At 71.7% G+C, this 24,801-nt stretch carries 26 protein-coding genes and 1 riboswitch; of the genes, 11 read left to right on the forward strand and 15 right to left on the reverse strand.

Annotation, left to right across the window (positions count from 1 at the left end; all coding sequences use genetic code 11):
• Positions 1-57 precede the first annotated feature (57 nt).
• Together ACGFYV_RS27135 and ACGFYV_RS27140 are read right to left on the reverse strand one after the other, a co-directional pair.
• Complete coding sequence (locus ACGFYV_RS27135) at positions 58-246, reverse strand: hypothetical protein (protein WP_393881092.1); 189 nt, start codon at positions 244-246, stop codon at positions 58-60.
• Positions 236-1,675 carry a recombinase family protein gene (locus tag ACGFYV_RS27140; protein WP_393881093.1) on the reverse strand — a complete coding sequence of 480 codons (1,440 nt, stop codon included), beginning with the start codon at positions 1,673-1,675 and terminating at the stop codon, positions 236-238. The genes ACGFYV_RS27135 and ACGFYV_RS27140 overlap by 11 nt, the downstream gene beginning before the upstream one ends.
• Positions 1,676-1,736: 61 nt before the next feature.
• Between ACGFYV_RS27140 and ACGFYV_RS27145 the strand changes: the two genes are divergently transcribed.
• Complete coding sequence (locus tag ACGFYV_RS27145; RefSeq protein ID WP_393881094.1) at positions 1,737-3,377, forward strand: DNA repair helicase XPB; 1,641 nt, start codon at positions 1,737-1,739, stop codon at positions 3,375-3,377.
• On the opposite strand, the gene ACGFYV_RS27150 is transcribed toward ACGFYV_RS27145, so the two are convergent.
• On the reverse strand, positions 3,335-4,549 hold the full coding sequence (locus ACGFYV_RS27150; RefSeq protein ID WP_393881095.1) for a glycosyltransferase 87 family protein: 1,215 nt from the start codon (positions 4,547-4,549) through the stop codon (positions 3,335-3,337). The two genes, ACGFYV_RS27145 and ACGFYV_RS27150, sit on opposite strands and share 43 nt — an antisense overlap.
• 18 nt (positions 4,550-4,567) lie before the next feature.
• Entirely contained in the window at positions 4,568-4,750 is a 183-nt protein-coding gene (locus ACGFYV_RS27155) for a hypothetical protein (RefSeq protein ID WP_393881096.1), read from the reverse strand.
• 456 nt (positions 4,751-5,206) lie between these two features.
• Here ACGFYV_RS27155 and ACGFYV_RS27160 point away from each other — a divergent pair, with 456 nt between their 5' ends.
• Complete coding sequence (locus ACGFYV_RS27160) at positions 5,207-7,366, forward strand: HelD family protein (protein WP_393881097.1); 2,160 nt, start codon at positions 5,207-5,209, stop codon at positions 7,364-7,366.
• Between the two features lie 211 nt (positions 7,367-7,577).
• Here the strand turns inward: ACGFYV_RS27160 and ACGFYV_RS27165 are convergent, their stop codons facing one another.
• Positions 7,578-7,763 (reverse strand): hypothetical protein, encoded by a 186-nt coding sequence (locus tag ACGFYV_RS27165; RefSeq protein WP_393881098.1) that lies wholly within the window; start codon positions 7,761-7,763, stop codon positions 7,578-7,580.
• A gap of 72 nt (positions 7,764-7,835) precedes the next feature.
• On the opposite strand from ACGFYV_RS27165, the gene ACGFYV_RS27170 reads away from it, so the two are divergent.
• Positions 7,836-8,192, forward strand: coding sequence for a hypothetical protein (locus tag ACGFYV_RS27170; protein ID WP_393881099.1), 357 nt, complete (start codon positions 7,836-7,838; stop codon positions 8,190-8,192).
• 45 nt (positions 8,193-8,237) lie between these two features.
• On the opposite strand, the gene ACGFYV_RS27175 is transcribed toward ACGFYV_RS27170, so the two are convergent.
• Positions 8,238-8,936 (reverse strand): copper homeostasis protein CutC, encoded by a 699-nt coding sequence (locus ACGFYV_RS27175; RefSeq protein ID WP_393881100.1) that lies wholly within the window; start codon positions 8,934-8,936, stop codon positions 8,238-8,240.
• Positions 8,937-9,402: 466 nt separating this feature from the next.
• On the opposite strand from ACGFYV_RS27175, the gene ACGFYV_RS27180 reads away from it, so the two are divergent.
• The gene (locus ACGFYV_RS27180) at positions 9,403-10,059 is read left to right on the forward strand and encodes a hypothetical protein (RefSeq protein WP_393881101.1); all 657 of its coding nucleotides are present in this window, start codon (positions 9,403-9,405) and stop codon (positions 10,057-10,059) included.
• A 75-nt stretch (positions 10,060-10,134) separates the two neighbouring features.
• Entirely contained in the window at positions 10,135-11,214 is a 1,080-nt protein-coding gene (locus ACGFYV_RS27185) for a GNAT family N-acetyltransferase (RefSeq protein ID WP_393881102.1), read from the forward strand.
• Between the two features lie 75 nt (positions 11,215-11,289).
• Here ACGFYV_RS27185 and ACGFYV_RS27190 read toward each other — a convergent pair whose 3' ends face one another.
• On the reverse strand, positions 11,290-11,562 hold the full coding sequence (locus ACGFYV_RS27190; protein WP_393881103.1) for a DUF4031 domain-containing protein: 273 nt from the start codon (positions 11,560-11,562) through the stop codon (positions 11,290-11,292).
• A 10-nt stretch (positions 11,563-11,572) separates the two neighbouring features.
• A complete protein-coding gene (locus ACGFYV_RS27195; RefSeq protein ID WP_393881104.1) occupies positions 11,573-11,956 on the reverse strand; it encodes a hypothetical protein in 384 nt (127 codons plus the stop codon).
• A 55-nt stretch (positions 11,957-12,011) separates the two neighbouring features.
• On the opposite strand from ACGFYV_RS27195, the gene ACGFYV_RS27200 reads away from it, so the two are divergent.
• Genes ACGFYV_RS27200 through ACGFYV_RS27215 form a run of 4 tightly spaced genes read left to right on the forward strand, consistent with a single transcriptional unit; the run spans position 12,012 to position 14,007 of the window.
• Positions 12,012-12,917, forward strand: a complete 906-nt coding sequence (locus tag ACGFYV_RS27200) for a MurR/RpiR family transcriptional regulator (RefSeq protein WP_393881105.1) — start codon at positions 12,012-12,014, stop codon at positions 12,915-12,917.
• A gap of 44 nt (positions 12,918-12,961) precedes the next feature.
• A complete protein-coding gene (locus ACGFYV_RS27205) occupies positions 12,962-13,111 on the forward strand; it encodes a hypothetical protein (RefSeq protein ID WP_393881106.1) in 150 nt (49 codons plus the stop codon).
• Positions 13,112-13,141: 30 nt separating this feature from the next.
• Positions 13,142-13,396, forward strand: a complete 255-nt coding sequence (locus ACGFYV_RS27210; protein ID WP_393881107.1) for a hypothetical protein — start codon at positions 13,142-13,144, stop codon at positions 13,394-13,396.
• Between the two features lie 32 nt (positions 13,397-13,428).
• Positions 13,429-14,007 carry a hypothetical protein gene (locus ACGFYV_RS27215; RefSeq protein ID WP_393881108.1) on the forward strand — a complete coding sequence of 193 codons (579 nt, stop codon included), beginning with the start codon at positions 13,429-13,431 and terminating at the stop codon, positions 14,005-14,007.
• A 99-nt stretch (positions 14,008-14,106) separates the two neighbouring features.
• Here ACGFYV_RS27215 and ACGFYV_RS27220 read toward each other — a convergent pair whose 3' ends face one another.
• The 5 genes from ACGFYV_RS27220 to thrC form a co-directional block, all read right to left on the reverse strand.
• Entirely contained in the window at positions 14,107-15,255 is a 1,149-nt protein-coding gene (locus ACGFYV_RS27220; RefSeq protein WP_393881152.1) for an NADH:flavin oxidoreductase, read from the reverse strand.
• Between the two features lie 233 nt (positions 15,256-15,488).
• Complete coding sequence (groL, locus tag ACGFYV_RS27225) at positions 15,489-17,111, reverse strand: chaperonin GroEL (RefSeq protein ID WP_393881109.1); 1,623 nt, start codon at positions 17,109-17,111, stop codon at positions 15,489-15,491.
• 349 nt (positions 17,112-17,460) lie between these two features.
• Positions 17,461-17,667 carry a cold-shock protein gene (locus ACGFYV_RS27230; RefSeq protein WP_007493268.1) on the reverse strand — a complete coding sequence of 69 codons (207 nt, stop codon included), beginning with the start codon at positions 17,665-17,667 and terminating at the stop codon, positions 17,461-17,463.
• 432 nt (positions 17,668-18,099) lie between these two features.
• Positions 18,100-18,375, reverse strand: a complete 276-nt coding sequence (locus ACGFYV_RS27235; RefSeq protein ID WP_393881110.1) for a MoaD/ThiS family protein — start codon at positions 18,373-18,375, stop codon at positions 18,100-18,102.
• Positions 18,372-19,658 (reverse strand): threonine synthase, encoded by a 1,287-nt coding sequence (gene thrC, locus ACGFYV_RS27240; protein ID WP_393881111.1) that lies wholly within the window; start codon positions 19,656-19,658, stop codon positions 18,372-18,374. The genes ACGFYV_RS27235 and thrC overlap by 4 nt, the downstream gene beginning before the upstream one ends.
• A gap of 17 nt (positions 19,659-19,675) precedes the next feature.
• Positions 19,676-19,816, reverse strand: a riboswitch (SAM riboswitch).
• 152 nt (positions 19,817-19,968) lie between these two features.
• On the opposite strand from thrC, the gene ACGFYV_RS27245 reads away from it, so the two are divergent.
• Both ACGFYV_RS27245 and ACGFYV_RS27250 read left to right on the forward strand, forming a co-directional pair.
• Entirely contained in the window at positions 19,969-20,952 is a 984-nt protein-coding gene (locus tag ACGFYV_RS27245; RefSeq protein WP_393881112.1) for a glucosyl-3-phosphoglycerate synthase, read from the forward strand.
• A gap of 185 nt (positions 20,953-21,137) precedes the next feature.
• A complete protein-coding gene (locus tag ACGFYV_RS27250; RefSeq protein ID WP_393881113.1) occupies positions 21,138-22,553 on the forward strand; it encodes a trehalose-6-phosphate synthase in 1,416 nt (471 codons plus the stop codon).
• 228 nt (positions 22,554-22,781) lie between these two features.
• On the opposite strand, the gene otsB is transcribed toward ACGFYV_RS27250, so the two are convergent.
• Positions 22,782-23,618, reverse strand: coding sequence for a trehalose-phosphatase (otsB, locus tag ACGFYV_RS27255; RefSeq protein ID WP_393881114.1), 837 nt, complete (start codon positions 23,616-23,618; stop codon positions 22,782-22,784).
• Positions 23,619-24,547: 929 nt separating this feature from the next.
• Positions 24,548-24,772, reverse strand: coding sequence for a DUF3263 domain-containing protein (locus tag ACGFYV_RS27260; protein WP_393881115.1), 225 nt, complete (start codon positions 24,770-24,772; stop codon positions 24,548-24,550).
• Positions 24,773-24,801: the final 29 nt, after the last annotated feature.

The following is a 24,801-nucleotide window of genomic DNA, read 5'->3' on the forward strand; positions in this document are numbered from 1 at the left end:
GACCGCGCGACCGGACCGCGCGACCGGACCGCTCGACCGGACTCAGGCCCGGCGGCGTCAGCCTGCGTCGTTCTGGGACGTCCCGCCGTGCCCGCTCCTCTTCTCCGCTGCCGCCCGGTGCAGGTGCCCTTCCTCACCGAAGTGCACCGACAGCCGCGATGTGTCCAGTTTCTTCCCGCCGCGCCGCGCGGGTGCCACCTCCACGTAGCCACCCGCGTTCAGCAGCAGGTCCCGCTTACCGGCCACGTCCGAGCGCCTCCACTGCTCGGCATGCGTCTCCCCGGTCGGCTCCGCCTTCACACCGCCGGGCTTCGCCGTTCGCTGCTTCTCCCTCAGGGAAGCCAGGCGGTCTTCCAGCCTGGCGTACTGCTCCGCGTACCGCCGCGCACCGCCGCGCACCGTCGTCGCCCTTGAACAGACCCCGGTCGTAGTGGTCCTTCTGCAAGTCGGACAGGGCTTCCTCGGCCTGCCGGATCTGGGGGCGGAAGTCCTCGCCCACCTCCTGGACCATCCGCATCACGGGAAGGTGCCCGTACTTCGCGAGGAACTCCTCGGTGACGTACGCCTCGGTTGTCACCCCGGCCACGGTCGGCCCGTAGCACCTCTCGCCCGGCTTCGCGTCCCCCTTGGCCGTCCGCTGGCGGTACTTCAGCGGACCGATGCACCGGTACCGGAGCTGATCGTCGCGCCCGCTGAAGGTGTACATGCGCTCACCGCAGACTCCGCAGTGCATGATGCCGCGCAGCAGCGATGTCCCCTCACGGCGCTTCTCCGCCGGGTTGGCCCGACGCCGCAGCTCGTCCTGGAGTGCCTGCCAGGTGTCCGTGTCGAGAATCGGCGGGCGGTTGACCAGGGGCAGCCCGTCCGTCCGCAGGATCGGCATTCCGTCCTCGATCACCTGGCCGAGCAGTTGCGGATTGCCCAGGAGCTTGCGCAGCGTCGTCGTGTACCACTGCCTGGAGTCGCTGCGCTTCCCCGAGGTCTGGCGTGAGGTGTGACCGGGCGAGGGAATGCCCTCTTTGTTGAGGTCGTTGATGATCTGCATCAGCGAGTCCTTGGCCAACACCCGCTCCACGATCCCTTTGATCGTCCTGGCCTCGTCCTCGTTGACCGTGAGGACCTTGCCCGCCCCGTTGGGATTGGAGACGACCATGTACCCGTACGGGACCCGGCCGCCGGTGTAGGGGCCCTCGCGGCGCAGGTGCTCATGGGCGCTGGACACCCGCATGCCGATGGTGTCGGACTCCAGCTCCGCGAAGACGGCGATCACCTTGGCCATGGCCCGGCCCATGGACGACGTGAGGTCGAGGGGCTCCGTCGCCGACGCGAGCGCCACGCTCTGGTGCTCGACGAGCCGCATGATCTCCGCGAAGTCGACCGTCGAGCGTGCGAGCCGGTCGATCTTGAAGAACACGATCACGTCCAGCTCGGCGAGCCGGGTCAGGATGCGTTGCAGTCCGGGCCGGTCGAGCCCCCGGGAGAAGCCGGAGACGTCGATGTCCTCCTCGACGGCTATGACGTCCCAGCCACGTGCCTCGCACAGCGCCTCACATGCCGCACGCTGGCGCTCAGGAGAAGTCGTCTCGTCCGTTTCACGGGATAGGCGAACATAGAGAGCGGCGCGCATCCCCGGCGCGCCGGCCGGTACGCCCTTCCGGCGCCGGGCACGGGGCATGGCCCGAGCCGTGGCAGGTGCGCTGTCTGTCACGCTGGAGATCCAATCCGTGGAGGTATGTGTGTCCTGCCTAATCGTCCAGTCCGACAAGACCCTGCTGCTTGAGGTGGATCACGAGCAGGCGGACGACTGTCGTCGGGCCATCGCGCCCTTCGCCGAGCTGGAGCGGGCGCCCGAGCACATCCACACCTATCGGGTCACGCCGCTCGGGCTGTGGAACGCGCGGGCGGCGGGGCACGACGCCGAGCAGGTGGTCGACGCGCTCGTGCAGTACAGCCGGTATCCGGTGCCGCACGCGCTGCTGGTCGACATCGCGGACACGATGGACCGCTACGGGCGGCTGACGCTCAGCAAGCACCCCGCGCACGGGCTCGTCCTCACCACCACCGACCGGCCGGTGCTGGAGGAGGTGCTCAAGTCCAAGCGGATCGCCCCGCTGGTCGGGGCGCGCATCGACCAGGACACCGTGGTCGTGCACCCCTCCGAGCGCGGGCAGATCAAGCAGACCCTGCTGAAGCTGGGCTGGCCCGCCGAGGACCTCGCCGGGTACGTGGACGGTGAGGCGCATCCGATCGAGCTGCTGGAGGACAGCTGGACGCTGCGCCCGTACCAGAAGCAGGCCGTCGAGAACTTCTGGCACGGCGGCAGCGGTGTGGTCGTCCTGCCCTGCGGTGCGGGCAAGACGCTGGTCGGCGCCGGGTCCATGGCGCAGGCCAAGTCGACCACCCTGATCCTCGTCACCAACACCGTCTCGGCGCGGCAGTGGAAGCACGAGCTGGTGAAGCGGACCTCGCTGACCGAGGACGAGATCGGCGAGTACAGCGGGACGAGGAAGGAGATCCGGCCCGTCACGATCGCCACCTACCAGGTGCTGACGACCCGGCGGAAAGGCGTCTACCCGCACCTGGAGCTGTTCGACTCGCGGGACTGGGGTCTGATCGTCTACGACGAGGTGCACCTGCTGCCGGCCCCCGTCTTCAAGTTCACGGCCGACCTCCAGGCGCGGCGCCGGCTGGGGCTGACCGCGACCCTGGTGCGTGAGGACGGCCGCGAGTCGGACGTGTTCTCTCTGATCGGGCCGAAGCGGTTCGACGCGCCCTGGAAGGAGATCGAGGCGCAGGGCTACATCGCGCCCGCCGACTGCGTCGAGGTCCGCGTCACCCTCACGGACTCCGAGCGGCTGGCGTACGCCACCGCCGAGACCGAGGAGAAGTACCGCTTCTGTGCCACCACCGACACCAAGCGGAAGGTGACGGAGGCGATCGTCCGCCGGTTCGCGGGGCAGCAGATCCTCGTCATCGGCCAGTACATCGACCAGCTGGACGAGCTGGGCGAGCATCTGAACGCCCCCGTCATCAAGGGCGAGACGTCCAACGCCCAGCGCGAGAAGCTCTTCGACGCCTTCCGTGAGGGCGAGATCAGCGTGCTGGTCGTCTCCAAGGTCGCCAACTTCTCCATCGACCTGCCCGAGGCCACGGTCGCCATCCAGGTCTCCGGCACCTTCGGCTCCCGCCAGGAGGAGGCCCAGCGCCTCGGCCGCGTGCTGCGTCCGAAGGCCGACGGCCACCAGGCCCACTTCTACTCGGTCGTCGCCCGCGACACCATCGACCAGGACTTCGCCGCACACCGCCAGCGCTTCCTGGCCGAGCAGGGCTACGCCTACCGGATCGTGGACGCGGACGAGATCCTCTCCGAGGGCTGAGCCGCCCCCGCGGGGATCCGCCGCGAGCGCTGGGTGACGAAGGTCGCCGTGCCCAGCAGGGCCAGGCCCAGCAGCGGGTACGGCGACGCCAGGGGCTGCTCCCACCAGGGCAGCCGCAGGTCCCGGTCGCCCTCGTGCGGGACCAGCCACAGGGTGCGGGCGGTGAAGAGGGCCGCGGTCAGGGCCGCGAGGCGGACGCGGTCCTCGGCCAGGAGCACCGCGAGGAACGGCACGCACCACACCCAGTGGTGGGACCAGCTGATCGGGGAGACCAGCAGGGCGGTGAGGGCGGTCAGGAGGACGCCGTACCGCTCGGCGCGGGCGCCCGCGCGGACCGCCAGCCACAGTCCCGCCGTGCCCACGGCCGCCGCCGGCACCGCCCAGGCGAGGCCCGGTGCCGGGTCGTGCAGCGCACGGGCGATCATGCCCTGCAGGGACTGGTTGTCCACGATCCATGCCTTGCCCACCCTTCCGGTGTCGTAGAGGCGTGCGGTCCAGAACTCGGCGGTGGCGGAGGGAAGCAGCACGGCGCCGAGCAGGACCGTGCCGAGGAAGGCGGCCGTCGCCGTGGCCGCCTCCCTTCTGCGTCCGCGCAGGAACAGGTAGGCGATGAAGATCGCCGGTGTGAGCTTGATCCCCGCCGCCAGGCCGAGGGCGAGGCCGGTGGCGCGACCTGTGGGGCGGACTGCGGGGCGGGTGCGGGGTGGGCGGGTCAGGTCCCAGAGGACCAGGCAGGTGACGGCGAGGTTGATCTGGCCGAACAGGAGCGTCTGGAAGACCGGTTCGAGCCAGACGGCGAGGGCGGTGGCCGTGCACAGGACGGGCAGGGGGAGGGTGCGGGAGGCCAGGCGCGCGGAGAGGGCGACGAGGCCGGTGAGCAGGAGCGCGTTGACCGCGAGGAACGCCGCTTTCAGGGCCGGGACCGGGATCCACGTCGTGGGGACGAACAGAACCGCCGCGAAGGGCGGGTAGGTCGCCGGCAGCCGCCACTCGGTGACCGTGAAGCCGTACAGGTCACTGCCGTGGGACACCGCGGTGCCCTCGGCCCGGTAGACCAGCAGGTCGGCCATCGGGGCCCGTTGCAGCACGCACAGGGCGGCGAAGGAACAGAAGGAGACGGCGAGCAGGGGGACCGCGAGCAAGGGGAGGGACATCACCGACCGTTTCGGCACGGGGACGACCCTATGCGGTCACTTGTGGCGTATGCCCGCCTCCTCGCCGTACTCACCGAGGATCACGACACGCAACGCGGCCTCCACGTAGACCTTGATCGCACGCAGGGCGTTGCCCAGTGGGTGGTGGCGGGGGCCGTCCATGGCCGTGGCGCCGGTCGGTGGTCGGGTCGGGGCTGGGGAAATGGTTGCTGCGCTCATGTCTCCATAGTGGAACTTCGCCCATCGATCCGGCATCGGTCTCCGGGTCCAATTCTGGAGGCCTCCGGCTCGCCCCCCGGGTGGACCTCTCCCCTACACCCGACGGCCCCTGTCCCCTAGGGGCACACGGGAAAGGGCGCGAGGGAGGGCGTGGGGGGGAGGGCGCGCGGGAAAGCGCGGGGGCGCAAGGGAAAGGGCGCGGGAAAACCGACACGGAATCGGCGGCAGGAAAATCCATTGGCCCTGTGACCGTCGCCCGCCTAGAATCTCCGCTCTTGCCCGCCTCCCCCACGGAGTGCCGTCGTCCGGCCGGAAACCGGACGGCACAGGTCGTACCGGAAGCCGGACGGCACGCGTCGTACCCGAACCGGACGGCGTTCGTCGTACCGGAAACCGGACGGCACACGTCGTAGCCGCGTACCGCACGCATCAGGCCCACCACCCGGAGGCACTCCCTTGTCCACGCCCGCCCGCGACCACCTCGGCGACCCCCTCGATGCCCCCGCGAGCGACCCCCTCGGCGACCCTCTCGACGCCCCCGTGAGCGACCCGCTCGCGCGAGAGCGGTCCCACCTCGCCGGCTCCCGCGCCGCCCTGCGCGCCATGCGCGAGGACGTCGAGGCGCTGGACATCAAGGACGTCACCGCGAACTGGGTCAACGCGGCCGTGCTCGCCCGCCAGATCGACGACCGCATCAAGGCGCTGGCCGACCTCAGCGACACCCCCCTCTTCTTCGGGCGGCTCGACTACCTGCACGCCCCGGGCGCGTCGCAGGCCGAAGGGGCCGAGGGCGAGCAGTTCTACATCGGGCGGCGGCATGTGCACGACGCCGACGGCGACCCCATGGTCATCGACTGGCGCGCCCCGGTCTCGCAGCCGTTCTACCGGGCCTCGAAGAAGGACCCGATGGACGTCGGGCTGCGCCGGCGGTTCGGCTACACCGGCGGCGACCTGACCGCGTACGAGGACGAGCACCTCTCCGACCCCGCCGAGACCGCCGCCACCAGCAAGCTGCTCCAGCAGGAGATCGAACGGCCGCGCGTCGGCCCCATGCGGGACATCGTCGCCACCATCCAGCCCGAGCAGGACGAGATCGTCCGCTCCGGGCTGTCCGGCACGGTCTGCGTCCAGGGAGGACCCGGCACCGGCAAGACCGCCGTCGGCCTGCACCGCGTCGCCTATCTGCTGTACGCCCACCGGGATCGGCTCGCCCGCACCGGCACGCTCGTCATCGGGCCGAACCGGTCCTTCCTCCACTACATCGAGCAGGTCCTGCCGGCGCTCGGCGAGCTGAGCGTGCAGCAGGCGACCGTGGACGACCTGGTCTCCCACGTGGAGGTGCGCGGTACGGACGACGCGCCCGCCGCGATCATCAAGGGCGACGCCCGGACGGCCGAGGTGCTGCGCCGGGCCCTGTACTCCCATGTGACCCTGCCCACCGAGCCGGTCGTCGTGGTGCGCGGATCACGGCGCTGGCGTGTTCCGTCGTACGAACTGGAGGAACTCGTACGGGAGTTGCTCGCACGGGACATCCGCTACGGCGCCGCCCGCGAGGCCCTGCCGCAGCGGATCGCGCACGCGGTGCTGGTGCAGATGGAGCGGGCCGGCGAGGCGCCGGACGACCGGGTGCAGGACGCGGTCGCCCGCAACAGCGCGGTGAAGGCGGCCGTCAAGGTGTGCTGGCCGGTGGTCGACCCGGCGAAGCTGGTGCTGCGGCTGCTGACCGACGCGGACTTCCTCGCCGAGCACGCCGCCGGGATCCTGGACGAGGACGAGCAGAAGACGATCCTGTGGGCGAAGCCCGTGCGCAGCGTGAAGTCGGCCAAGTGGTCGGCGGCGGACGCGGTGTTGGTCGACGAGGCGACCGACCTGATCCAGCGCACGCACTCGCTCGGCCATGTCGTCCTGGACGAGGCGCAGGACCTGTCCCCCATGCAGTACCGGGCCGTCGGCCGACGCTGCACCACCGGCAGCGCGACCGTCCTCGGCGACCTCGCGCAGGGCACCACGCCCTGGGCGACGCGGAGTTGGGACGAGGCGCTGGCCCATCTCGGCAAGCGCGAGGGCGTCATCGAGGAGCTGACGGCCGGTTTCCGCGTCCCCACGGACGTGATCACGTACGCCTCCCGCCTCCTCCCGCACATCGCCCCCGGCCTCACCCCGGTGGCCTCCGTCCGTGAGAACCCCGGCTTCTTCGAGGTCCGTACGGCGGAGAAGACGGCCGAAGTGATCGCCGCCTGCGAGGAGTTGCTGGGCAACGAGGGCTCGACCGGTCTGATCGCGGCCGACGCGCGCGTTCCGGCCCTCGCCGAGGCGCTGACCGCGGCCGGGATCGCCTACCTGGCCCCGGGCGAGGAGACCACCCGCGAGACCCGGCTGACCCTCGTCCCGGCCTCCCTCGCCAAGGGCCTGGAGTACGACTACGTCGTCCTGGACGAGCCGCAGGCGGTGGTCGACGGCGAACCCGACGAGCGAACGGGCTTGCGCCGCCTGTACGTTGCTCTGACCCGAGCGGTGTCGGGCCTGATCGTCACGCACGCGGCGCCGCTGCCTCCGCAGCTCACGCAGGGCGCGCAGGGCGCACAGGTCGCGCAGGTCGCGCAGGTCGCACAGTGAGGCACGGGGCCGTTCAGTAGGGTGCTGTGCCGTCCCGGCATGTTCCCCTGGAAAGGCCTCCGTTGACCACGCCGCCGCCGTCACGTCCCGTGTATCCGCAGCACCCTGGTCCGTACCCGCACTCGTACTCGAACCCGACCCCTGCCCCGTACCCGTACCCGTACCCGTACCCGGCCCCTGCCCCGTACCCATCCCCGGCAGCGACGGCGTGTCACGTGTGCGGGGCCTCGCCGGCCGCGCCGATGCTGATCCGCGGCCACCAGGGCATGGTGCTGGTGATGCGGTTCCTGCGGCGGGAGGGGATGTTCTGCCGTACCTGCGCGCTGGCCTCGTTCCGGGACATGCAGGCGGACACCATGCTCTTGGGCTGGTGGGGGCCATTGTCGGTCTTCTTCACGCCCCTCACCCTGCTGGCCAACCTTCGCGTTCTCTCCGCCATCGGGCGCATGCCGGCACCGGTCGCGCCCGGGTGGCGGCCTCCGCTGGACCCGGGCAAGCCGATCTTCAGGCGGCCGGCCGGAAACTCGCCCTGATACCGCTGTGCCTGGCCGGGCTGGTGGCGGCTGCCGTCCCGGTCCTGATCCTCATCGGTCTCACGACCGGCGGCTCCGACGACAGCCGGCCGACCCTGACGGTCGGATCGTGCGCCCGCAACAGCGCCACGTGGCCCGAGCAGGATCTCCAAGCCGTGAACTGCGGCTCCACCGAGGCACAGTTCAAGGTCACCGAGCCGCCGGGCGGCACGTGCGCGGACGGGGACTACATCGCCTACCCCGAGTACAGCAAGGACGGCGACATCTCCTTGTGCCTGCATCCCCTCCGGTGAGCCCGTGCCAGTCGGCTGAGCGCATACGAGTCGGCTGAGCCCGTGTCAGTCGGTCCCCGCGTCCAGCACCGCCCGCCACCGCGCGACCGCCTCCGCCGAGACCGGCCCCTCCCAGCCCGCCGGCCGGGCGGCGCCGCCGATGTGGACGGCGTCGAGGCCGGCGCGGCGGAGGGCGGGGAGGTGTTCGAGGCGGAGGCCGCCGCCGACGAGCAGGGTCTGGCCGTAACCGGGTTCGCCTCGGCGGCCCGCTTCGGCGAAGAGAGTGTGCAGGCCGTCGTCCACGCCGGTGGCGGAACCGGCGGTCAGGTAGGTGTCCAGGCCGGGCAGGTCGGCGAGCTGCTTGCGCAGGGCGCCGCGGTCGGCGGCCCGGTCGATCGCCCGGTGGAAGGTCCAGCGGCAGCCGCCGAGCGCACCGACGACGCGCTCCACCGCGGCCAGGTCGACACCCCCGTGGGTGTCGAGGAACCCGAGCACGAACTGATCCGCGCCCGCGCCCCGCATCTCGCCGGCGACCTCCACCAGGCGGTCCACGTCACCGGCCGCGAAACCGTCCGCCAGCCGCAGCATCACGCGCAGGTCGATGTCGACGGCGGCCCTGATCGCGGCGACCGTCGCCGGCGCGGGGGTGAGCCCGTCGGCCGCCATCTCGGTGACCAGCTCCAGGCGGTCCGCGCCTCCGGCCTGGGCGGCGACCGCGTCCTCGACGTCGAGGGCGATCACCTCCAGGACTGCACGCTTGCTCATGGCACCCCATTCATCGGCGGGCTACAGGTCTAGTCCAATTCAAGAGTACGCCCGCACCCCGCCCGCCCGAGCCCCTCTCACCTGAAGATGTTCAGCTCCCTCCCCACCACCGCCACCACCCCCACCGGCCCCACCGGCCCCACCAGCTGGTACCACCATCAGCGGTGACACCCTCTTCGTGGACCAGCGTCCAGGCCCGCGTCAAGGCAGCGTCGGTGAACTCCTCACCCACGACAGCGCATCGGTCGGCTTGTGGACCTCTTTCGCCGATCTCCTGGAACAGACAGCCCATGCCCTGGAATCCGGCGAGGAGACAGCGGAATGCACGGCCGTTGCACGCGACGACGGCTCACTCGGCTGGGAGTAGGCCACGGTGCGCCAGCACCCCAGCCGTCATGAAAGCAGCCGCACCGCTCCACGCCACGGAAGCAGCCGCACCACTCCACGCCACGGAAGAATGAGAGACATGCTGCATCCCACGGCCGACCTCGGCGCTCTGCGTCTCCGTTTCGCCCGCGCTCTGGAAGGCGCCCGTGCCCCCGGCGCCGGGCCCGACCCGGCCCCCTACGCCGACAATCTCCTCGCCCGCTGGCAGGAGCCCCAGCGGCACTACCACACGCTGGCCCACCTCACCGCGGTCCTCGATCACATCGACACGCTGGAGGCGTACGCCGCCGACCCGGACGTCGTACGTCTGGCCGCCTGGTTCCACGACGCGGTCTACGCACCGGAGCGTTCCGAGAACGAGGAGCGGTCGGCCCACCTGGCCGAGCGCGCCCTGCCCGAGGCGGGCGTCCCGGCGGCCAGGACGGCCGAGGTCGCCCGGCTGGTCCGCCTCACCACCACCCACGCCCCCACCGCCGACGACCGCGACGGCCAGGTCCTCTGCGACGCCGACCTCGCCATCCTCGCCGCACCCCCCTCCGCCTACGCCGCCTACACCGCCGAAGTCCGTGAGGAATACCACTTCATCCCCACCGCCACCTTCCGCGAGGGCCGCTCGGCGATCCTCCGCCAACTCCTCGCCCTGCCGAGCCTGTTCCGCACCCCCTACGGCCGGGAACACTGGGAGGCCACGGCCCGCTACAACCTGACCTCCGAACTGGAAATGCTGTCGACCTGACGCACCCGCCCCCCTAGGGTTCGCCCCATGCGAGCGATGGACGGGGATATGGGCGGGGTTATGGGCGGAGATCATGTGACCGAGGCCGTGGCGGGTTGTGCCGCGGTGTTGCGGGGGGCGGCGGAACAGGACTGGGGGGCGGTCAAGGCCGGGCGGCTGGAGTGGGACTGCCGGGCCACGGCGTTCCACATCGCGGAGGATCTCATCGCGTACGCCGCCAACCTGGCCGGGCGGGCGCAGGACGCGTACGTTCCGTTCGAGATCACCCTCGACGAGGGCGCCGACAACGCGGCCCTGGTGCACGTCATCGAGTCGACCGGCGCCCTGCTCGCCGCGGCCGTGCGGACCGCACCGCCCGGTGTCCGCGCCTTCCACCCGTACCCGTTCCGCAGCGCGGACCGCGAGGGCTTCGCGGCGATGGGGGTCGCCGAGGTCCTGCTGCACACGCATGACGTCGCCGAGGGGCTCGGGGTCGCCTACGCGCCGTCGGAGGAGCTTGCCGAGGCCGTCCTGGGCCTGCTCTTCCCGCACGTCCAGCCCGGTCCCGCGCCGTGGCCGACCCTGCTGTGGGCGACCGGCCGCGGCGAACTGCCCGGCCGCACGCCGGTGACCGAGTGGCGCTGGTCCAACAACCTGGTCCTGCCCGCCGAACGCCTCACGCTCACCGGCGTCCGCCCGGCCGCCGCCCGCGATCTCCGCCTCGGCGGCGACGGCGGCTTCACGTGGATCGAGGGCGGGCCGTACGAGGGGACGCGGGAGGCGGCCGGCTTCCTGGTGAAGGCGTACGAAGCGGGCGTGCACCGGCCCGAGTTCGGGGTCTTCACCCTCGTCCGGCACGAGGACGGCCGCGCGATCGGCGGCATCGGCTTCCACGGCGTGCCCGACGAGGAGCGCCGCGTGGAGATCGGTTACGACCTCGTCGAGGGCGCCCGCGGCCAGGGCTACGCCACCGAGGCCGTCCGCACGCTGACGCGGTGGGCGCTGGCCCGGGACGACGTCGACACGGTGATCGCGACCGTCGAGTCGGCCAACCTCCCCTCGCAGCACGTCCTCGGCCGGGCGGGGTTCACCCGGGCGACCGTGGAGGAGGAGCGGACGGCGCACGAGGAACACGGCGCGGACAGCGGGCTCCAGCTCTACTACCGCCGGGCCTGAGTCCCCCTCCGCAACCGGTTCCTCCCTCTACCGCCCCTTCCCTTCACCGCCCCTTCCCTTTACCGCCCCTTCCCTTTACCGCCGGGCCTGAGTTCTCTTCCTCCTGCGCAGGCCCGCCGCCGTCAGCAGCCGCACCACCTCGCGGCTGCTGACCTCCACCGCGCCGGCCGCCACCGCGTCCGTGTACCGGTGGGACGGGATGTCGTAGTGGTCGCGTTCGAAGGCCCGGCGGGGTACGTCCAACGTCTCGGCGAACGTGTGCAGTTCGTCGTACGACACATCGCTGACCAGGTGCGACCACATGCGGCCGTGGCCCGGCCAGGCGGGCGGGTCGATGTAGACCGTCACGGGTGCCGCCTCACGAGGACGACATCCCGCCGGTCGCCCGGCCGAGTCCGCCGACGGAGGCGACCTTCACGCCCGCCTTGTGGCACACCCAGTAGGGGTCGGGGCCCAGCTCCGGTTCGACGTCGAGCGCGTGCGGGTCGCCGGAGCCGCACACCGGGCACAGCGGCCAGCGGCCGTGGCGCTCCAGCAGGGCGTCCTGTACGTCCTGGGCGACGAGCCCGGCCACGTAGGCGATGCCCTCCGGCCACTGCTCGACCCACCAGCGGCGCTGCGCGAGGGAGTCCTCCACCAGCGATACCACGTCGGCTTGGGCGACTTGTCCGGCGACCAGATCCGCGAGCACCAGGGCGCGGGCCGCGTGCAACGCCTGTTCAAGGGGGCTGATGGGGTCCATGCCCCCATTGTGCGCACTCTTGACCACGACACCGAACCGAAAATATCTTTCATGTGTGACCCAGGACGTGAAGGAAATTTTCGGCATGCCGGGTGGCTCGCTCGCCGCGAAGGTGCGCACCCTCGCCCCGTCCATGACCCGGTCCATGCAGCGCGTCGCCGAGGCCGTCGCGGGCGACCCGGCCGGCTGCGCCGCCCTCACGGTCACCGGCCTCGCCGAACTCACCGGCACCAGCGAGGCGACGGTCGTCCGCACCGCCCGGCTGCTCGGCTACCCCGGCTACCGCGATCTGCGGCTCGCTCTCGCGGGCCTCGCCGCCCAGCAGGAGTCGGGCCGCGCGCCCGCGATCACGACGGACATCGCGGTGGACGACCCGATCGCCGACGTCGTCACGAAGTTGGCGTACGAGGAGCAGCAGACCCTCGCGGACACGGCCGCCGGACTCGACACCGTCCAACTGGGCGCGGCCGTCACCGCGCTGGCCGGAGCCCGCCGCACCGACGTGTACGGCATAGGGGCGTCGGGGCTCGTCGCGCAGGACCTCACGCAGAAGCTGCTCCGCATAGGGGTGATAGCCCACGCGCACAGCGATCCGCATCTCGCGGTGACCAACGCGGTGCAGCTCCGTTCGGGTGACGTGGCGATCGCGATCACGCACTCGGGGTCGACGGGGGACGTCATCGAACCGCTCCGGGTCGCCTTCGAGCGCGGGGCCACGACCGTGGCCATCACCGGCCGGCCCGACTCGCCGGTCACCCAGTACGCCGACCACGTGCTGACCACGTCCACCTCACGGGAGACCGAACTGCGCCCGGCCGCGATGTCCTCGCGGACCAGTCAACTGCTCGTGGTGGACTGCCTGTTCGTGGGCGTTGCGCAGCGGACGTACGAGACGGCAGCGCCCGCGCTGGCCGCTTCGTACGAGGCACTCGCCCACCGGCATCGCACCAGCCCCCGGTGACGACCGGCCGCGAATCGGTACCCGAACCCGAGAGAGCCGCCCCCATGACCGCCGAAGACCTGCGCGAGCAACTGGCGGACGGCGAGGTGAGGAACGCGGTCCTGGCCGTCCTCGACGGCGTCGACGCCCCGACGGCCGCCCGCCTCCTGGAGGAGTCCGGCGGCCAGCTGCGCGCCGGGGTGCGCCCCGCGTGACGCACCCTCCGGGCGTTCGTTTCCCCGGTCATGATGAAGAAGCTCCTGACCACCGCCGCCCTCACCGCCACCGCGGCCCTCACCGCCACCGCCCCCGCACTGGCCGCCCCCTCCCCCGCCCAACCCCACACCGGCGACCACGACGGCCGCTGGACGGCCACCGGCACCACCAGGTGCGCCGCCGACCTCACCGTCGTCCCCGTGGTCAAGGCCGTCTCCCCGCTGCCCCTGAACGAGAGCGCCCCCGCGTGCGGCGAGGGAAGCCTGCTCCACCACGGCGGCTGACCCCGGCAGCCGCGGGTGAGAAGCTGGGAGGCATGAACCACGCCCAGTTGACGGCGCTCGGGCGGGCACTGCGGGTGCTCGGGGAGCACGGGGAGGCGCTGACCGCCGACACCCCGGACGGACGGCTGCACGAGATCAAGGCCGATCTGCGCAGGGCGCTCGATCTGCTGGACGAGAGTGTCGCCACCAGCGCGCCCAGCACCCGGTGCCCGGAGCATCCGAACGGGCCGGTCGACGAGAGCGCGCCCGATCTGTGCCTGCTGTGCGAGACCCGGCGCCGGGCGGCGCGGCGCGCGGAGTACGGGGGTGGGGGCGGGCGCGGGCAGGGCGCGGAGGCGCCGGCGAGCGCGCCCTCCCGGTACGGCGTGCGCGCCGACCGGCCGCAGCCCCAGCAGCGCTGGCTGCCGGAGGCGTGGAACGGCCGGGAGTGGCACCTGTGCGGCACGCCCCGGCGGGACCGGCACGAGGCCGAGGCGTATCTGGCCGCTCAGCGGCGCGGGTCCCGGCCCGCCATGGCGTACCGGCTCGTGCACGAGTTCACGGACTACGAGGTGCTGCGGGTGTGGGGGACGCCCGTGTACGTCGACATCGAGCCGATGGGCAACCTGTAGGCGCCACGGCGCGCCCCCACGTTCACCTGGTTCACCTGGTTCACCAGTTCACCTGTTGGCTTGTTCACCAGTTCACCAGTTCACCTGCTCACATCCGCCTCAGCTGAGCGTCTTCACCGCGGCAGCGTCGTACGGCTTCAGCGTGTCGACGCGGTCGCTGAGCACCTTGGCGGCCCACTCGGGGTCCTGGAGCAGCGCGCGGCCGACGGCGACCATGTCGTACTCCTCGCTCTCCAGCCGGTCGAGGAGGTCGTCGATGCCCTTGACCGGGGAGCCCTCGCCGCGGAACGCGTTGACGAAGTCGCCGTCGAGGCCGACCGAGCCGACGGTGATGACCGGCTTGCCGGTGAGCTTCTTGGTCCAGCCCGCGAGGTTGAGGTCGGAGCCCTCGAACTCGGGGAGCCAGTAGCGGCGGGTGGAGGCGTGGAAGACGTCGACGCCGGCGGCGGCCAGCGGGGTGAGGATCGCCTCCAGCTCCTCGGGGGTCTCGGCGAGACGCGCGGAGTAGTCCTGCTGCTTCCACTGCGAGAAGCGGAAGATGACCGGGAAGTCGGGGGAGACGGCCTTGCGGACCGCCGCGACGATCTCGGCCGCGAACGTGGTGCGGGCCACCGGGTCGCCGCCGTAGGCGTCCGTGCGGCGGTTGGTGCCCGCCCACAGGAACTGGTCCACGAGGTAGCCGTGGGCGCCGTGGAGTTCGACGCCGTCGAAGCCGATGCGCTCGGCGTCGGCCGCGGCCTGGGCGAACGCGTTGACGACGTCGTCCAGGTCCTCCTGGGTCATGGCCTTGCCCGTGAGCTCGGCGCCCTCGGTGACCAGGCCGGACGGGCCGACCGCGGGAGCGTCCGCGAACGGCGGCTCGCCCTGCTTGCGGACCATGCCGATGTGCCACAGCTGCGGCACGATCGTGCCGCCCGCCGCGTGCACGGCCTCGGCGACCTTCGCCCAGCCCGCGAGCTGCTCCTCGCCGTGGAACCGGGGCACACGGTCGCTCTGGCCGGCCGACGCGTGACCGACGTACGTGCCCTCGGTGACGATCAGGCCGACACCGGCGGCGGCACGGCGGGCGTAGTACGACACCACGTCCTCGCCGGGGATGCCGCCCGGGGAGAACATCCGGGTCATCGGCGCCATCACGATCCGGTTGGGCACGGTCAGCCCGCCCAGCCGGATCGGGCGGGACAGGATCTGGGCGGCGCGGGAGGCGGCGGGCGCGGTGCCGGGTGCCGAGCCGGGCGCGGTGTCGATCGCGGTGTCGGGCGTCGTGGCGGTCACGTAGGGGGCTCCTCGTGAGTAGCAGTATTGACCGGTCAGTATGTGCACGCGCATTGGTGCATATTCTTAAGTGAACGAGAGTACGGCCCCCGGTATTCCGCCCGCCCCCGGGCCTGTTGTGATCCCGGACACGCCCGAGGGCGGCACCCCCTGTCGCAGACAGGAAGTGCCGCCCTCGGTAAGGACGTCGATCAACCAGAGGCCGATCAGAAGTCCATGTCACCGCCCGGCATGCCGCCCGGAGCAGCCGCGGCGGCCTTCTCCGGCTTGTCGGCGATGACGGCCTCGGTGGTGAGGAACAGCGCGGCGATGGAGGCGGCGTTCTGCAGCGCGGAACGGGTCACCTTCGCCGGGTCGATGATGCCCTCGGCGACCAGGTCGACGTACTCGCCGGTCGCGGCGTTCAGGCCGTGGCCCGGGGTCAGGTTGCGCACCTTCTCCACCACGACACCGCCCTCAAGGCCGGCGTTGACGGCGATCTGCTTCAGCGGGGCCTCAAGGGCGAGCTTCACGGCGTTGGCGCCGGTCGCCTCGTCACCCTCCAGCTCCAGCTTCTCGAAGACACCGGTGGTCTGCAGCAGGGCCACGCCACCACCGGCGACGATGCCCTCCTCGACGGCGGCCTTCGCGTTGCGGACGGCGTCCTCGATGCGGTGCTTGCGCTCCTTGAGCTCCACCTCGGTGGCGGCACCGGCCTTGATGACCGCGACACCGCCGGCGAGCTTCGCCAGGCGCTCCTGCAGCTTCTCGCGGTCGTAGTCCGAGTCGCTGTTCTCGATCTCGACGCGGATCTGGTTCACGCGACCGCCGACCTGCTCCGAGGAGCCGGCGCCGTCGACGATGGTGGTCTCGTCCTTGGTGATGACGACCTTGCGGGCGCGGCCCAGGAGGTCCAGGGTCGCGTTCTCCAGCTTGAGGCCGACCTCCTCGGAGATGACCTCGCCGCCCGTGAGGATGGCGATGTCGCCGAGCATGGCCTTGCGGCGGTCACCGAAGCCCGGGGCCTTGACGGCGACGGACTTGAAGGTGCCGCGGATCTTGTTGACGACCAGGGTCGACAGGGCCTCGCCCTCGACGTCCTCGGCGATGATCAGCAGCGGCTTGCCCGACTGCATGACCTTCTCCAGCAGCGGGAGCAGGTCCTTGACCGAGGAGATCTTGGAGTTGGCGATGAGGATGTAGGGGTCCTCGAGCGACGCCTCCATGCGCTCCATGTCGGTCGCGAAGTACGCCGAGATGTAGCCCTTGTCGAAGCGCATGCCCTCGGTGAGCTCAAGCTCCAGACCGAAGGTGTTGCTCTCCTCGACGGTGATGACGCCTTCCTTGCCGACCTTGTCCATGGCCTCGGCGATCAGCTCGCCGATCTGGGTGTCGGCGGCGGAGATGGACGCGGTGGAGGCGATCTGCTCCTTGGTCTCGACGTCCTTCGCCTGCTCCAGCAGGGCGGCGGAGACGGCCTCGACGGCCTTCTCGATACCGCGCTTCAGAGCCATCGGGTTGGCACCGGCGGCGACGTTGCGCAGGCCTTCCTTGACCAGGGCCTGGGCGAGAACGGTCGCGGTGGTCGTACCGTCACCGGCGACGTCGTCCGTCTTCTTGGCGACTTCCTTGACCAGCTCGGCGCCGATCTTCTCGTACGGGTCCTCGAGCTCGATCTCCTTGGCGATGGATACACCATCGTTGGTGATCGTGGGGGCGCCCCACTTCTTCTCGAGGACGACGTTGCGGCCCTTGGGGCCGAGCGTCACCTTGACGGCGTCCGCGAGCTGGTTCATGCCGCGCTCGAGGCCGCGCCGCGCCTCCTCGTCGAACGCGATGATCTTGGCCATGTGAAGTGGTCCCTCCAGGACTGGGGGTGATTCCTTCGGACCGCGCCCGCGCCCGCGACGGACGGCTCGCCGGCCTGTGGTTCCTTGCCCCACGTGGCCTGCGGGCCTCACCGACCCGGTCCTTTTTTGTCACTCTCACCTTCAGAGTGCTAACGCCAATGATTAGCACTCGGCATGGTCGAGTGCAAGCGGCTCACGGGATGTGGGAGGTGGCGTCAGCCGCGCGCGAACAGGGCGACGAGGACGCGCCCGGGGCACGGCCAGGTCACGTCCGGGCACGCCGAAGGGCCCGTGCCCCAGGAGGCACGGGCCCTTCGAAGAAGAACGTCGTTTTCAGTCGACGCGTGCTTCAGCCGGTCGCCAGCCGGACCATGTCCGCCTGCGGGCCCTTCTGGCCCTGCGAGATCTCGAAGTCGACCCGCTGCCCCTCTTCCAGGGTGCGGTATCCGTCCATCTGAATCGCGCTGTAGTGGACGAAAACATCCGCACCACCGTCGACCGCGATGAAGCCGTACCCCTTCTCCGCGTTGAACCACTTGACGGTGCCCTGAGCCATGCCCAACTCCCCTATTACTGGCCCTTGCACAGATCCGCACTTCGCGGATCCGGGTCAGACCTCACCCCCCAATCGGTCGGGGGCGTGCGCCGGAACGCGTCGACCGCGGCTGAATGTATCTGTCCAACTGCCGTCTGCAACAGGTCAATCGGACGAGAAATCTGGACGTGACCGGTCCGGAATGTGGCGAGAAGTCGCCCGAAGGCAGGGCAAGTCGGGCCCCGCAAAAACCACAAATGCCGCATATAACCCGAGCCTTTTGGCTATTTCTTATCGGGTGCGCGGCATCTTTTCAGGGCCCCCACCCCGTCCGGGCGGGAACGCGTTCCCCAACTGTACCGCGCTCAATCACACAGAATGACCCCCTCCGCTTCTCTCACGGAGGGGGCCATTCGATGAACAGTCCGTAGCTGTCGTCGCCTTGGGGAATTCTCAGCCGCCGGCGACGGCCGGAATGATCGAGACGCCGGCCCCGTCCGGGACGGCCGTCTCCAGGCCCTGCTCGAAGCGGACGTCGTCGTCGTTCACGTACACGTTGACGAAGCGGCGCAGCTTGCCCTGGTCGTCCAGGACGCGGGCGGCGATCCCGGTGTGGTTCTTCTCCAGGTCCGCGATGACCTCGGAGAGGGTCCCGCCCTCGGCGGGGACCTCGGCCTGACCGCCGGTGTAGGTGCGCAGGATCGTGGGAATGCGAACGGTCACGCTCATGATGCGAGGCCAGCCTCTCGGAAGGAGTCCAGGGTCGGGCGGATGGTCGCGGTCAGGCCGGTGCCGGCCACCGCGTCCAGGGTCTTGAGGCCGTCACCGGTGTTCAGGACGACCGTGGTGAGCGTCGGGTCCAGGACGCCGTTCTCGATCAGCTTCTTCGTGACGCCGACCGTCACACCGCCCGCCGTCTCGGCGAACACGCCCTCGGTGCGGGCCAGCAGCTTGATGGCGTCGACGACCTGCTCGTCCGTCACGTCCTCCACGGCACCGCCGGTGCGGCGCGCGATGTCGAGGACGTACGGCCCGTCGGCCGGGTTGCCGATGGCCAGCGACTTGGCGATGGTGTCCGGCTTCTGCGGGCGGACCACGTCGTGCCCGGCCTTGAACGCGGTCGACACCGGCGAGCAGCCCTCGGCCTGGGCGCCGAAGATCTTGTACGGCCGGTCCTCGACCAGACCGAGCTTGATCAGCTCCTGAAGACCCTTGTCGATCTTCGTGAGCTGGGAGCCGGAGGCGATCGGGATCACGAGCTGGTCCGGCAGCCGCCAGCCGAGCTGCTCGCAGATCTCGTACGCCAGGGTCTTGGAACCCTCGGCGTAGTACGGCCGCAGGTTGACGTTGACGAAGCCCCAGCCCTCGCCGGCCGAGTCGCCGATCAGCTCGGAGCAGAAACGGTTCACGTCGTCGTAGTTGCCCTCGATGCCGACGAGTTCACCGCCGTAGACCGCGGCCATGACGATCTTGCCCTGCTCCAGGTCGTGCGGGATGAACACGCAGGAACGGAAGCCGGCGCGGGCGGCGGCGGCGCCGACGGCGCCGGCCAGGTTGCCGGTGGAGGAGCAGGAGAGCGTGGTGAAGCCGAAGGCGCGCGCGGCCTCCAGGGCCTGGGCGACGACACGGTCCTTGAAGGAGTGCGTCGGGTTGCCGGAGTCGTCCTTCACGTACAGGCCGCCGGTGACGCCCAGCTCGCGCGCCAGGTTGTCGGCCTTGACGAGCCTGGTCCAGCCGGGGTTGATGTTCGGCTTGTCGGCCACGTCGGCCGGGACCGGAAGCAGCGGGGCGTAACGCCAGATGTTCGCGGGGCCGGCCTCGATCCGCTTGCGCAGTTCCTCGGGCTCGTAGGCCGAGAAGTCGTACGCGATCTCCAGCGGGCCGAAACACTCCTCGCAGGCGAAGACCGGTCCGAGGGGTACCCGGTGACCGCACTCGCGACAGCTCAACGCCGCGGCGGGGCCGAGGTCGACGGTGGGATTTCCGGTGCTTGCAACTGTCTGCACAGCCATGGAGGCGAGGCCCTTTCTCCTCATCTTCCTCACGACGCACTTCGCCGCGAGACGGATTTGGCACCTTCCCTAGCCGGGAGCCTCGCGTGAACGAGTGACCGACTGGAGGGTTGCCGGGGCTTCATCGGGCCGTATCCCTCTGCCCCTCTGGATGAGCGGTATTCGGTTGTGAACGCGGGCGACCCCCGACAGGCGGTGGTCATCGGCGTTGTTCAAGACTGTAACCGAAGGCCAGGACAGTTGAGAGAGTCGTCCGAACCGCGAGATGGATCATCCACCGGGTGATCACGACAGTGAGGAGCCGCAGACCGTGCTGGAAGAAGTCGAGCGCTGGCTGGCCACCCGCTCCTGGTCCATGGCCGACCGACCGCTGCACCGGGTGCTGGCCGCGAAGCAGCGCACCGGCCAGTCCGTCTCCGTCGTCCTGCCCGCGCTCAACGAGGAGGAGACCGTCGGCGACATCGTCGCGGCGATCCGCCGCGACCTCATGGGACGGGCCGGGCAGATCCCGCTGGTCGACGAGATCGTCGTCGTCGACTCCGGATCCACCGACCGCACCTCCGAGGCGGCGGCCACCGCCGGCGCGCGGGTCGTCCACCGCGACAGCATCCTGCCGCGCATCCCGGCCGTGCCCGGCAAGGGCGAGGTGCTGTGGCGCTCCCTGCTGGTCACCAGCGGCGACATCGTCTGCTTCGTCGACGCCGACCTGCGGGAGTTCTCCAGCGACTTCGTCCTCGGCATCGTCGGACCGCTGCTCACCGACCCGGACGTCCACCTGGTCAAGGCGATGTACGACCGCCCGCTCACGGTGTCCGACGACGGGCTCCCCCCCGCCGCCGGCGCCGCCGGGCAGGGCGGCCGGGTCACCGAACTGATGGCCCGCCCGCTGCTGAACATGCACTGGCCGCAGCTGGCCGGCTTCGTGCAGCCGCTGGGCGGCGAGTACGCGGCCCGCCGCTCCCTGCTGGAGCAGCTGCCGTTCCCGGTCGGGTACGGGGTGGAGCTGGGCATGCTGGTCGACGCGCTGCACCTGGTGGGCCTGGACGCGCTGGCCCAGGTCGACGTGGGCGTGCGCAGGCACCGGCACCAGGACGGGCAGGCGCTGGGCCGGATGGCCGCCGCCATCTACCGCACGGCACAGCTCCGGCTCGCCCGCGGGCACCTCGTGCGGCCCTCCCTCACCCAGTTCGAACGGGGCGAGGACGGGTTCGAGCCGCGCACCTACTCGGTGGACACCGAGGAACGGCCGCCGATGGCGGAGATCGCGGAGTACGCGGCGCGCAGGGTGGCGTGAGGGGCGCGCGCGGAAGCGGTCGGCGGCTGGGCCCGGCTTGGCGCGGCTGTGCGCGGCTGTGCCCGGCTGTATTCGGCCGTGTCTGGCTGTGATCGGCTGTATCCGGCTGTATCCGGCTGTATACAGCCCCCTTCCGGGGCAGACCGTGCGTTTGAGCGTTTCCGGGCCGGGCTAGGTTCAGTCTTATGGCTTCCACCCACGGTGCTGAGGTGCTGGTCGCGTCCAACCGCGGCCCGGTTTCGTACGAGGTCCGCGAGGACGGTTCGCTGCACGCCAAGCGGGGCGGCGGGGGGCTGGTCTCGGGGCTGTCGGCGATCGGGCCGGAGGCCGGCGCGGTGTGGGTGTGCGCGGCGCTCGGCGCGGGCGACCGCGAGGCCGTACGGCGCGCGGGCGGCGGGCCGCTGCCGGACGAGGACACCGGCGGGCAGCGGGTGCGGATGCTCGGCATCGACCCGGAGGTGTTCGCGGGCGCCTACAACGGCATCGCCAACTCGGTGCTCTGGTTCGTCCACCACATGCTCTACCAGACCCCGCTGGAGCCGGTCTTCGACGCGGAGTTCCGGCGGCAGTGGGAGGCCTACCGGGCCTACAACCACGCCTTCGCCGAGGCGCTGGCCGAGGAGGCGGCCGAGGGCGCGGCGGTCCTGATCCAGGACTACCACCTGGCGCTCGCCCCCCGGATGCTCCGCCAGCTCCGCCCGGACCTGCGCATCGGCCACTTCTCGCACACCCCCTGGGCGCCCCTGGACTACTTCCGCCTCCTGCCCGACGACATCGCGGCCGAGCTGCTCACCGGCATCCTCGGCGCGGACCGGGCGGCGTTCCTGACCCGGCGGTGGGCGGACGCGTTCACCGACTGCTGCCACGCGATCCTGGGCCCCGGTATCCCGTCCGGGACCCGGATCGGGGTGCACGGGCTCGGGGCGGACGCGGACTTCCTGCGCGAGCGGGCGCGGCGGCCGGACGTGTCCGAGCGGATGGCGACGCTGCGGGAGGAGATCGGCGAGGGGCGCCGGACGATCGTCCGGGTGGACCGGACGGAGCTGTCGAAGAACATCGTGCGCGGACTGCTGGCGTACCGGCGGCTGCTGACCGACCACCCCGAGTGGCGCGAGCGGGTGGTGCATCTGGCCTTCGCGTATCCGTCCCGGCAGGACCTCGCCGTGTACCGGGACTACACGGCCGAGGTGCGGCGGGTCGCACAGGAGATCAACGGGGAGTTCGGCACGCCCGGCTGGACGCCGGTGGTGCTCCATGTGAAGGACGACTTCGCGCGGTCGCTGGCCGCGTACCGGCTCGCGGACGTCGCGCTGGTCAACCCGATCCGGGACGGCATGAACCTGGTCGCCAAGGAGGTGCCGGTCGTGACGGACGGGGGGTGCGCGCTGGTGCTGTCGCGGGAGGCGGGGGCGTACGAGGAGCTGGGCGAGGACGCGGTCGTCGTGAACCCGTACGACATCGGGGGGACGGCGCGGGCGCTGCACGAGGCGCTCGGCATGCCGGCGGACGAGCGGGCGGAACGGTCGAAGAGGCTGGCGGCGGCGGGGACGGCGTTGCCGCCGGCGCGGTGGTTCCTGGACCAGCTGGACGCGTTGGGCTGATCGCTGGTTGTTGGTGGCTGGTTGCCTGCGGCTGGCCGCGCGGCTGGCGGCCGGCGGCTGGTGGCTGGCGGCTGGCGGCCGGCGGCCGGCGGCCGGCGGCTGGTGGCTGGCGGCTGGCGGCCGGCGGCCGGCGGCTGGCGGCCGGCGGCTGGTGGCTGGTGGCTGGCCGCGCGGCCGGCGGCTGGTGGCTGGCGGCCGGTGGCTGGCGGCCGGCGGCTGGTGGCTGGTTCAGCCCAGCCGCGCGGCCAGGTTCCGCAGGAGGGTGACGACGCCCCCCGGGCCGTCGACCACCAGGTCGGCGCGTTCCGCCAGTTCGGTGACCTCGGTGCTGCCGCTGCACACCAGCAGACCGGGGACGCCGTCGGAGCGGAGTTTGTCGATGGCGGCGTAGGCGGGGAGGTCGCCGAGGTCGTCACCGGCGTAGAGGACGGACTCGGCGCCGATGGCCCGGATGTGGTCGAGGAGGGCGACGCCCTTGTCCATGCCGGGCGGGCGCAGTTCGAGGACCATCCGGCCGGGCTCGACGATCAGGCCGTGCCGGGTGGCGAGGTCGGTGAGGGGGCCGCGCAGGGCGTCGAAGGCGGCCTGGGGGTCCTCCGCGCGACGGGTGTGCACGGCGACGGCCCGCCCCTTCTCCTCGACCCACGTACCGTGCCAGGCACCGACGCTGTCCAGGACGCCCGGCAGCTCGGCGCGGGCGGCGGCGACGCCGGGGTGCGGGGGCGGGGCGGTGACCGTGCCGGTCACGGCGTCCCAGCGTTCGGCGCCGTAGTGGCCGAGGACGGTCAGGTGGTCCAGGCCGGGGACGCCCGCGAAGCCGCCGTAGCGGACCGCGACACCGGCGGGCCTGCCGGTGACCACGGCGACGGAGGCGACTTTCGGGGCGAGGGCGGCGAGGGCGGGTACGGCGCCGGGGTGGGCGCGGGCCTGCTCGGGGTCGGCGACGATGGGGGCGAGTGTGCCGTCGAAGTCGAGAGCGACGACCGCCGCGGTGGGCCTTGCGAGCAGCGCATCGAGTCCGTCCCGGCCGGCCTGCGTCACCGGGATCGGCAGAAGGTCCTCCATACCCCGACCCTATCCAGCCCGACCACCACTCACTCCTGACCTCCACCCCCGGCTCCGATTCGCCCCACCCCCACCCGACTCGGCCGGCCGAAACCCGCAACAACCCACACCCCGGCCCCCGGCCCGCCCCCTCAGCGTTCCCCCGGCACCCGGCACCCGGTACCGGGCACCCGGCCCTCGGCCCGTCCCGTCTACCCGCCCCGTCGGCCCGGCCCCTCGACCCGCCCCCTCAGCGTTCCCCGGCACCCCGTACCGGGCACCCGGCCCGCCCCGTCGGCCCGGCCCTCAGCGTTCCCGCAGCACTCAGCCCCTCGCCCCGCCCCCTCTGCGTCCCCCCAGCACCCGGCCCTCGGCCCGTCCCCTCAGCCCGCCCCGCCGACTCAGCCCCGAGCCCGACCCTCAGCCTTCCCGCCACACTCAGCCCCTCGACGCAGCCCCTCAACCCGCCCCGTCGGCTCGGCCCCTCGCCCCGCCCCCTCTGCGTCCCCCAGCACCCGGCCCTCGGCCCGTCCCGTCTACCCGCCCTGTCGACTCGGCCCCCAGCCTTCCCGCCGCACTCAGCCCCGCGACTCAGCCCCTCAACCCGCCCCGTCGGCTCGGCCCCTCGCCCCGCCCCCTCTGCGTCCCCCAGCACCCGGTCCTCGGCCCGTCCCGTCTACCCGCCCTGTCGACTCGGCCCCCAGCCTTCCCGCCGCACTCAGCCCCGCGACTCAGCCCCTCAACCCGCCCCGCGGCGCTCAGCGCCTCACCCGCCCCGCCTGCCCGCCCCCTCGACCCGCCCCCTCAGCGTTCCCGCAGCACTCGGCCCCTCGACCCGCCCCTCAGGGTCCCCCCAGCACCCGACCCTAGGCCCGGCCCGTCTACCCACCCCTTCGACTCAGCCCCCAGCCCGCCCTCTCCGCGTTGCCCGCTGCTCGTCCGATTCTCGTTCAGCGGTCTTGTCGGCGGGATTCGCGGAGGCGGCGGAGGCGGTTGATGGTGATCGGGTCGTGGGCGAGGGCGTGGGGGTCGTCGAGGAGGGCGTTGAGGAGTTGGTAGTAGCGGACCGGGGGGAGGCGCAGTTCCTCGCGGATCGCGCGTTCCTTGGCGCCGGGGCCGGAGAAGCTCCGGCGTTCCAGCGCGAGGATGGCCTTCTCGCGGGTGCCCAGTTCCATGGGGGTCACGGTAGCGCCGGGCACCGACA

This window comes from Streptomyces sp. NPDC048297, from assembly GCF_043201585.1.
In the GTDB taxonomy this organism is placed as follows: domain Bacteria; phylum Actinomycetota; class Actinomycetes; order Streptomycetales; family Streptomycetaceae; genus Streptomyces.

What these genes read in the sequence shown, in the direction of transcription:
- ACGFYV_RS27140 (WP_393881093.1), bottom strand. Translation starts at nt 1,675, where the DNA reads ATGCCCCGTGCCCGGCGCCGGAAGGGCGTACCGGCCGGCGCGCCGGGG.
- ACGFYV_RS27155 (WP_393881096.1), bottom strand. Translation starts at nt 4,750, where the DNA reads ATGAGCGCAGCAACCATTTCCCCAGCCCCGACCCGACCACCGACCGGC.
- ACGFYV_RS27175 (WP_393881100.1), bottom strand. Translation starts at nt 8,936, where the DNA reads ATGAGCAAGCGTGCAGTCCTGGAGGTGATCGCCCTCGACGTCGAGGAC.
- ACGFYV_RS27180 (WP_393881101.1), top strand. Translation starts at nt 9,403, where the DNA reads ATGCTGCATCCCACGGCCGACCTCGGCGCTCTGCGTCTCCGTTTCGCC.
- ACGFYV_RS27195 (WP_393881104.1), bottom strand. Translation starts at nt 11,956, where the DNA reads ATGGACCCCATCAGCCCCCTTGAACAGGCGTTGCACGCGGCCCGCGCC.
- ACGFYV_RS27205 (WP_393881106.1), top strand. Translation starts at nt 12,962, where the DNA reads ATGACCGCCGAAGACCTGCGCGAGCAACTGGCGGACGGCGAGGTGAGG.
- ACGFYV_RS27210 (WP_393881107.1), top strand. Translation starts at nt 13,142, where the DNA reads ATGATGAAGAAGCTCCTGACCACCGCCGCCCTCACCGCCACCGCGGCC.
- ACGFYV_RS27215 (WP_393881108.1), top strand. Translation starts at nt 13,429, where the DNA reads ATGAACCACGCCCAGTTGACGGCGCTCGGGCGGGCACTGCGGGTGCTC.
- groL (WP_393881109.1), bottom strand. Translation starts at nt 17,111, where the DNA reads ATGGCCAAGATCATCGCGTTCGACGAGGAGGCGCGGCGCGGCCTCGAG.
- ACGFYV_RS27230 (WP_007493268.1), bottom strand. Translation starts at nt 17,667, where the DNA reads ATGGCTCAGGGCACCGTCAAGTGGTTCAACGCGGAGAAGGGGTACGGC.
- ACGFYV_RS27235 (WP_393881110.1), bottom strand. Translation starts at nt 18,375, where the DNA reads ATGAGCGTGACCGTTCGCATTCCCACGATCCTGCGCACCTACACCGGC.
- thrC (WP_393881111.1), bottom strand. Translation starts at nt 19,658, where the DNA reads ATGGCTGTGCAGACAGTTGCAAGCACCGGAAATCCCACCGTCGACCTC.
- ACGFYV_RS27250 (WP_393881113.1), top strand. Translation starts at nt 21,138, where the DNA reads ATGGCTTCCACCCACGGTGCTGAGGTGCTGGTCGCGTCCAACCGCGGC.
- otsB (WP_393881114.1), bottom strand. Translation starts at nt 23,618, where the DNA reads ATGGAGGACCTTCTGCCGATCCCGGTGACGCAGGCCGGCCGGGACGGA.
- ACGFYV_RS27260 (WP_393881115.1), bottom strand. Translation starts at nt 24,772, where the DNA reads ATGGAACTGGGCACCCGCGAGAAGGCCATCCTCGCGCTGGAACGCCGG.